This is a genomic window from Streptomyces sp. NPDC057654, from assembly GCF_042800135.1.
In the GTDB taxonomy this organism is placed as follows: domain Bacteria; phylum Actinomycetota; class Actinomycetes; order Streptomycetales; family Streptomycetaceae; genus Streptomyces.
The window spans coordinates 1-6,732 of sequence record NZ_JBHVHQ010000459.1; the positions used below are offsets into that span (position 1 = coordinate 1).

Sequence of the window (6,732 nt, forward strand, 5' to 3'; positions counted from 1 at the left end):
CGTCTGGGCGGACGCCGCGCTCTACCACCGCATCGGCGGCTTCGACGAGCGGTTCGCCGGCTGGGGCGGCGAAGACGACGACTTCGTGGAACGACTGAGCCGGCACGGCGACTTCGTCCGCTTCGACGACACGGTGATGCACCTGAACCACCCGAGGCCCGCGATGCGCGTCGAGGGCCGCGCCTTCAACGCCCACGTGGAGATGGGGACATGGGACGGCTCGGAGGGCTACGGGCGGATCGACGCCTACGCCGCTCCCTGACGCCGCCCCGCCCGCACGCCCCAGGGGTCTCTACGGGCCCTCGCCAGCTGATCTGTTTGGAGTGCGAACAATGCGCATCATGTCGACCGGACACGCGGGACTGATGGTGGAGACGACGGCAGGCAGCGTCCTGTGCGACCCCTGGTTCAACCCCGCCTACTACGCGTCGTGGTTCCCCTTCCCCGACAACTCCCGGCTGGACCCGTCCGTCCTCGGCCGGGCCGACTACCTGTACGTCTCCCACCTGCACCGGGACCACTTCGACCCGGAGTGGCTGCGCCGCCATATGTCGAAGCGGGCGACGGTGCTGCTGCCCGACTACCCGGTGCCGGACCTGCGGGACGCGCTGGAGGACCTCGGCTTCCGGTCCTTCGTCCAGACGCGGGACAACGAGGTCACGGAGCTGGACGGCGGGCTGCGCGTCCTGATCAGCACGGTGACGAGCCCGGCCGACGGGGAGATCGGGGACTCGTCGATCGCGCTCGACGACGGCACGGTCCGGATCTTCAACCAGAACGACGCACGGCCCGTGGACAACGGGCCGATCGAGGAATTCGGGCCGCTGGCCGGGCACTTCCTCCAGTACTCCGGCGCGATCTGGTTCCCGATGGTCTACGAATTCCCGGAACGGATGAAGTCCACGCTGGGCCGGCGCAAACGCAGAAACGGCATGGAACGCGCGCTGCGCTACATCAACCAGTACGACGCCGCGCACGTCTTCCCGTTCGCCGGCCCGCCGTGCTTCCTGGACGACGACCTGTTCCACATGAACGACTTCGAGAACACCGACGACAACACCTTCCCCGACCAGATGGCGTTCCTGGAGTTCCTGTCGGAACAGGACCAGAGCAACGGCCACCTCTTCCTGCCGGGCACCGTGGTCGAGCTGGGGCCGGAGGGGCACTGCGCCATCGAGCAGCTGCCGCAGGAGACCATCGACGACATCTACCTGGACCGCAGGGGCTACCTGGAGCGCTACCAGGAGCGCGCCCGCCCGGTCCTGGCCGCGGAGCGCGCCTCCTGGCCCCAGGACACCAGCGATCTGCTCGGGCAGCTCACCGAGTGGGTGGAGCCGCTGCTGGGCCGCGCGGACCATATCTGCACCGGGGTCAACGGCCGGGTCCTCTTCGATATCCAGCCCGAAAACGATTCTCCCGATTCTCCCGAAGAAGCGCCGGAGCACATCGTCTTCGATTTCCTGGACCGGCGGGTGAAGCGCTGGGCGGGCGAGGAGTGCCGCTACACCTTCCGCATTCCCCGCCCTCTCGCCGAGGACCTCGTACGCGGCCGGGAACAGGACTGGGTGAACCACCTGTTCCTCTCCTGCCGGTTCGCCGCGAACCGCAAGGGCACGTACAACGAATACATCTTCAGCTTCCTCCAGGCGATGTCCCCCCAGCGGCTGGAATACATGGAGCGGTATTACGCGGAGCGCGACGGAATGGGCAGTCTCGCCCGCGCCGGGGACTATGTGGTCCAGCGGCAGTGCCCGCACCTCGGCGCGGACCTGGAGCGCTTCGGCGTCGTGAAGGACGGCGTCCTCACCTGCCAACTGCACGGCTGGGAATTCGACTTGGCCACCGGAACCTGCCTGACCAGCGATGACCGCAAGCTGTTCAGTGAGTACGATCCTGCTCGGGCCGAGGGCGACCTCCCCACCATTCCCGCACTCGATCAGCCCGCGGCCGACGACAGGAGCAACGCTTGATCTCCCGAGAACGGCTGGCGATATCCGGGCTGTTCGCCGTCCACGGCGCGGTGACGGGCAGCCTGGCGTCCCGGATACCGGCGCTCGCCGGGGGCCTGCACATTTCGCCGGGGCCGCTGGGGCTGGCCCTGCTGATGCAGGCGGTGGGCGGGCTGCTGACGATGCCCTTCGCGGGGCGGCTGGTGTACCGGCTCGGCGGTCGGCGCGGCGCGCGGCTGCTGGTCATGTGCTGGTGCGCGGCCCTGGCGCTCCCGGCGGTCGCGCCCGGACTGGCCGCGCTGAGCGTGGCGTTCCTGATCTTCGGCATGGCCGCGGGTGTCTCCGATGTGGCGATCAACGCGCAGGGCGCGCGGGTGGAGGAGCGGCTCGGCAAGTCGATCATGTCGAGCCTGCACGGGCTGTGGAGCCTGGGCAGTTTCCTCGGCGCGGGCATCGGCGCGGTGATGGCCGGGGCCCAGGTGGGCTACCGCGCGCACCTGCTGGTCGCCGCCGCCGTCCTGGCGCTGCTCGCTCCGGTGCTGGGCGGCGGGCTGCCGGCCGACAGCACGGGGGAGGCCGCCGCCGGGGCGCCCGCGCCGCCTCGGTTCTCGCTGCCCACGGGCGTGGTGCTGCTGCTGGGGCTGCTGGCCTTCTGCTCCGCCTTCGCCGAGGGCTCGGCCGTCAACTGGTCGGCCATCTACCTGGACAAGGTCACCGGCGCGAGCGACGCGGTGGCCGCCGCCGGGTACACGATGTTCGCCTGCACCATGTCGGTGATGCGGCTGAGCGGGGACCTGATCGTGGGCCGGTTCGGCCCCGTCCGCACGGTCCGGGTCGGCGGCACCGTCTCCGCGTGCGGCGGAGCGCTGATCGTCTTCGCGGACAGCCCCGTCATGGCCTATCCGGGCTTCGCGATGCTGGGCCTGGGCATCGCCGTCGTCGTGCCGCTCGCGTTCTCGGCGGCCAGCAGGACCGGGCAGAACCCCGGCCAGGCCATCGCGGGCGTGGCCACGGTGTCGTACGGGTCGAGCCTGGCGGCCCCCGCGATCGTCGGCGGCATCGCCGACGCCGTGAACCTCCAGACGGCCTTCGTGCTCATCACCCTCCTCGTCGCGTGCATCGCGGTGGGCGCGGGGCTGATGCGCACCGCGGCGGTGGGCCGTGCGGAGCAGCCGGCCGGCGACCTGGGCGCGGACCTGGACGTACAGGCCGGGGAGAAGGCGTAACCGCGGCCCCTTCAAGCCCGCCCCCTCACGCGTGTTCTGTGATCCACCCCGCGATGCGGCCCAGCAGCTCGGTGCTCGCCGCGTTCTCCGCGTGGCCGAAGCCCGGCTCGATCCACAGGTCCGTGGTGGCCGGGTCCGCCGCGGCGGCCAGCATCCGGGGGTGGTCCAGGGGGAAGTACGGGTCCAGGTCGCCGTGGACGATCAGCAGCGGCGTCGGGGCGATCATGGGGGCGGCGGCGACGGGGGAGAGGGGCACCGGGTTCCAGTCCTCGGGGTGGATCCGGGTGCGCAGGCCGTACCGTGACACGAGGCGGCCCGCGGGGCGCGTCACCACCCAGTGCAGGCGCCGCATCGGCGCGGTGCCGCGGTAGAACCAGCGGGCCGGTGCGCTGACGGACACCGCCATGTCGGTTCGCGCATCCGTGCGCCCCTCGCGCTCCGGTTCGTACAGCGCGGCGTGGCGCAGGACCACCGAGCCGCCCATCGAGAAGCCGACGGTCGCCACGCGCCGGTATCCGAGCCCCCGCGCCCACCGGACGGCCGCAGCGAGGTCCAGCACTTCCCGGTCGCCGACCGTGGACCGGCCGCCCGACCCGCCGTGCCCCCGGAACGAGAACGTGATCACGGATGCCACCTGTGCGAACGCCGCCGCGGCGCGCCGCAGCGCGGGCCGCTCCAACGCGCCCGAGAAGCCGTGCGCGATCACCACGGCCAGTTCCTTCGCCGGGCCCGCCCCGGGCTCGTACGCGGCCTGGATACGGACTCCGTCGGTTGTCAACAGCGCGACGTGCCGAACACTCGAAGTGATCGAGGGAACACAAGACTGTGCAAAATCGCTCGGGGCCTCCGAAGTCATGTGGGCTATTCTGCTGGGCAGGAGGATCCGGGCAACGTAGCCCCCGGGTCCTTTTGTGCTTTCGTCCACGCGAAGCGTGAATGAACGCACGGGACCGCACCACCGTAAAGAGCAGTGCCGCATACTCCCCCGGCCGAGGCCGGCAGGTACCCCCTCGCAGGGACCTAGGAGGAACCGACGTAATGGGCAAACGAAGCGTGCAGGACCGTCCGGAGACCAGGGCAGGTGGCAGCCGGTGAGCTCGCTACTGCTCCTGACCAACGCACTTCAGCCGTCGACGGAGGTGCTCCCCGCGCTGGGCCTGCTGCTGCACAGCGTCCGGGTCGCCCCCGCCGAGGGACCGGCCCTCGTGGACACCCCCGGCGCCGACGCCATACTGATCGACGGCCGCCGCGACCTCCCGCATGTGCGCAGCCTCTGCCAGCTGCTGCGCTCCACCGGGCCGGGCTGTCCGCTGATCCTCGTGGTGACCGAGGGCGGACTCGCCGCCGTCACCGCCGACTGGGGCGTCGACGACGTCCTCCTCGACACCGCGGGACCGGCCGAGGTCGAGGCCCGGCTGCGGCTCGCGACGGGCCGCAGGCAGATCACCGGCGACGACAGCCCGATGGAGATCCGCAACGGCGATCTGTCGGTCGACGAGGCGACGTACAGCGCGAAGCTCAAGGGCCGGGTCCTGGACCTGACCTTCAAGGAGTTCGAGCTGATCAAGTACCTCGCGCAGCACCCGGGCCGGGTCTTCACCCGCGCCCAGCTGCTCCAGGAGGTCTGGGGCTACGACTACTTCGGCGGCACCCGGACCGTGGACGTGCACGTACGGCGGCTGCGGGCGAAGCTCGGCCCCGAGCACGAGTCCCTGATCGGGACCGTGCGCAACGTCGGCTACCGCTTCGTCGTGCCGGAGAAGGTCGAGCGGGCCGCCGCCGAGGAGGCCGCCAAGGCGAAGGCCGAGGCCGACGGCCGGGCGCGGGCCGCCCGTACGGACGCGGGGCCGCGCGCCGAGCGCGCCGAGCGGTCCGGGCGTCCCGAGCCGGTGAGCCAGGCCAAGCGGTGATACGGACCGAGGCGTGAGCCGGGCCGGCCGGTGATACGGGCCGGGGCGTGACCGGGCGGGCGCGGCCGTGCGACATCGTGCACGGCACGGCCGGACAGGGCCGCGGGGGCGGGCCCGTACCCCGGTCGCCGGGCGGCGGGTTCAGCCATTCAGCCGCGTAGACTGCCGCGCGTGGCCAAGGTGACGCGGGACGATGTGGCACGGCTGGCGGGGACTTCCACCGCGGTCGTCAGCTATGTCATCAACAACGGACCAAGGCCGGTCGCTCCGGCCACTCGGGAGCGGGTACTCGCGGCGATCAAGGAACTCGGCTACCGGCCGGACCGGGTCGCGCAGGCGATGGCCTCGCGCCGTACCGACCTCATAGGGCTGATCGTGCCGGACGCCCGCCAGCCGTTCTTCGCCGAGATGGCGCACGCCGTAGAGCAGGCCGCGGCCGAGCGCGGGAAGATGGTGCTGGTCGGCAACTCCGACTACCTCGACGAACGCGAAGTGCACTACCTGCGCGCGTTCCTGGGGATGCGGGTGTCCGGGCTGATCCTCATCAGCCAGGGCCCGAGCGAGCACGCCGCGGCGGAGATCGACGCCTGGGAGGCGCGGGTGGTGCTGATGCACCGCCGCCCGGACGCCATCGACGACGTGGCCGTCGTCACCGACGACGTCGGCGGCGCGCAGCTCACCACCCGGCACCTGCTGGAGCACGGCCACCCGTACGTGGCGTGCCTCGGCGGCACCGAGAAGACCCCGACGATCGGCGACCCGGTGACCGACCATGTCGAGGGGTGGCGGCGGGCCATGCGCGAGGCCGGCAAGTCGCTGGAGGGCCGGCTCTTCCAGGCCCCGTACAACCGCTACGACGCCTACACCGTGGCGCTGGACCTGCTCGCCGGCCCGGACCGGCCGCCCGCCATCGTGTGCGCGACCGACGACCAGGCCTTCGGGGTGCTGCGGGCCGCCCGCGAGCTGCGCATCGACGTGCCGGGGGAGCTGGCCGTGGCCGGGTTCGACGACGTGAAGGAGGCCGCGCTCACGGACCCGCCGCTGACGACGGTCTCCTCGGACCGTACGGCCATGGCGCGGGCGGCCGTGGACCTGGTGCTGGACGAGGGGCTGCGGGTGGCCGGCTCGCGGCGGGAGCGGCTCAAGCAGTTCCCGTCGGCGCTGGTGGTGCGCCGCTCCTGCGGCTGCGGCGGCTGACCGGAACGGCGGACCGGCCGCTTCCGTGGTTCCCTGGAGGTTCCCGATCTTTATTTCGGGCATACCTGCTTCTGTCGGGCTTCTCAGTAAGCCCTCAGAGAGTTCTCATGATCCGAGAGCAAAGTCATACCCATGACCGAAAGCCACCGCCCCAGCGGTTCCCAGGACCCCTACCAGCAGCAGCCTTCCGGTTACCCCGAGCCCCCGGCCCACGCGCCGGACCAGCCCGAGCAGCCCCCGCACCCCGGACAGACCCCGCCCCCGTACGGGGCTTCCCCGCGGTACGGGCAGCACGGGCAGCCGATCACCACGGCGACCGGCGTGACCGTGTGGCCCGCGGGCGGCAGCGGAGGCAGCGGTGAGGGCGGCGGCCATGGGGGCTCCGGCGGCGCCGCGTTCCACGGCGACGGCTCCTCGGCATCGGGCGCCGTGCCCGCCCCCGTCCGGCAC

The 6,732-nt window shown here is 71.8% G+C and carries 6 protein-coding genes and 1 pseudogene; 6 read left to right on the top strand and 1 reads right to left on the bottom strand.

What is annotated here, in order from left to right:
• From ACFU99_RS27710 to ACFU99_RS27720, 3 genes are all read left to right on the top strand, one after another.
• Positions 1–262: galactosyltransferase-related protein (locus tag ACFU99_RS27710; RefSeq protein ID WP_384396958.1), on the top strand; the 262-nt coding region annotated here is incomplete at its 5' end.
• A gap of 79 nt (positions 263–341) precedes the next feature.
• The gene (locus tag ACFU99_RS27715; RefSeq protein ID WP_384396961.1) at positions 342–1,970 is read left to right on the top strand and encodes a Rieske 2Fe-2S domain-containing protein; all 1,629 of its coding nucleotides are present in this window, start codon (positions 342–344) and stop codon (positions 1,968–1,970) included.
• Positions 1,967–3,175 carry an MFS transporter gene (locus ACFU99_RS27720; RefSeq protein ID WP_384396964.1) on the top strand — a complete coding sequence of 403 codons (1,209 nt, stop codon included), beginning with the start codon at positions 1,967–1,969 and terminating at the stop codon, positions 3,173–3,175. The genes ACFU99_RS27715 and ACFU99_RS27720 overlap by 4 nt, the downstream gene beginning before the upstream one ends.
• 25 nt (positions 3,176–3,200) lie before the next feature.
• Here ACFU99_RS27720 and ACFU99_RS27725 read toward each other — a convergent pair whose 3' ends face one another.
• Entirely contained in the window at positions 3,201–4,031 is an 831-nt protein-coding gene (locus ACFU99_RS27725; RefSeq protein ID WP_384396967.1) for an alpha/beta hydrolase family protein, read from the bottom strand.
• Between the two features lie 235 nt (positions 4,032–4,266).
• Between ACFU99_RS27725 and ACFU99_RS27730 the strand changes: the two genes are divergently transcribed.
• The 3 genes and pseudogenes from ACFU99_RS27730 to ACFU99_RS27740 form a co-directional block, all read left to right on the top strand.
• Positions 4,267–5,085 carry a response regulator transcription factor gene (locus ACFU99_RS27730; RefSeq protein ID WP_384396970.1) on the top strand — a complete coding sequence of 273 codons (819 nt, stop codon included), beginning with the start codon at positions 4,267–4,269 and terminating at the stop codon, positions 5,083–5,085.
• 171 nt (positions 5,086–5,256) lie between these two features.
• Entirely contained in the window at positions 5,257–6,282 is a 1,026-nt protein-coding gene (locus ACFU99_RS27735; protein ID WP_384396973.1) for a LacI family DNA-binding transcriptional regulator, read from the top strand.
• Positions 6,283–6,414: 132 nt separating this feature from the next.
• Positions 6,415–6,732: pseudogene (locus tag ACFU99_RS27740) on the top strand (hypothetical protein); the annotation flags it as partial.

What these genes read in the sequence shown, in the direction of transcription:
- ACFU99_RS27715 (WP_384396961.1), top strand. Translation starts at nt 342, where the DNA reads ATGTCGACCGGACACGCGGGACTGATGGTGGAGACGACGGCAGGCAGC.
- ACFU99_RS27725 (WP_384396967.1), bottom strand. Translation starts at nt 4,031, where the DNA reads ATGACTTCGGAGGCCCCGAGCGATTTTGCACAGTCTTGTGTTCCCTCG.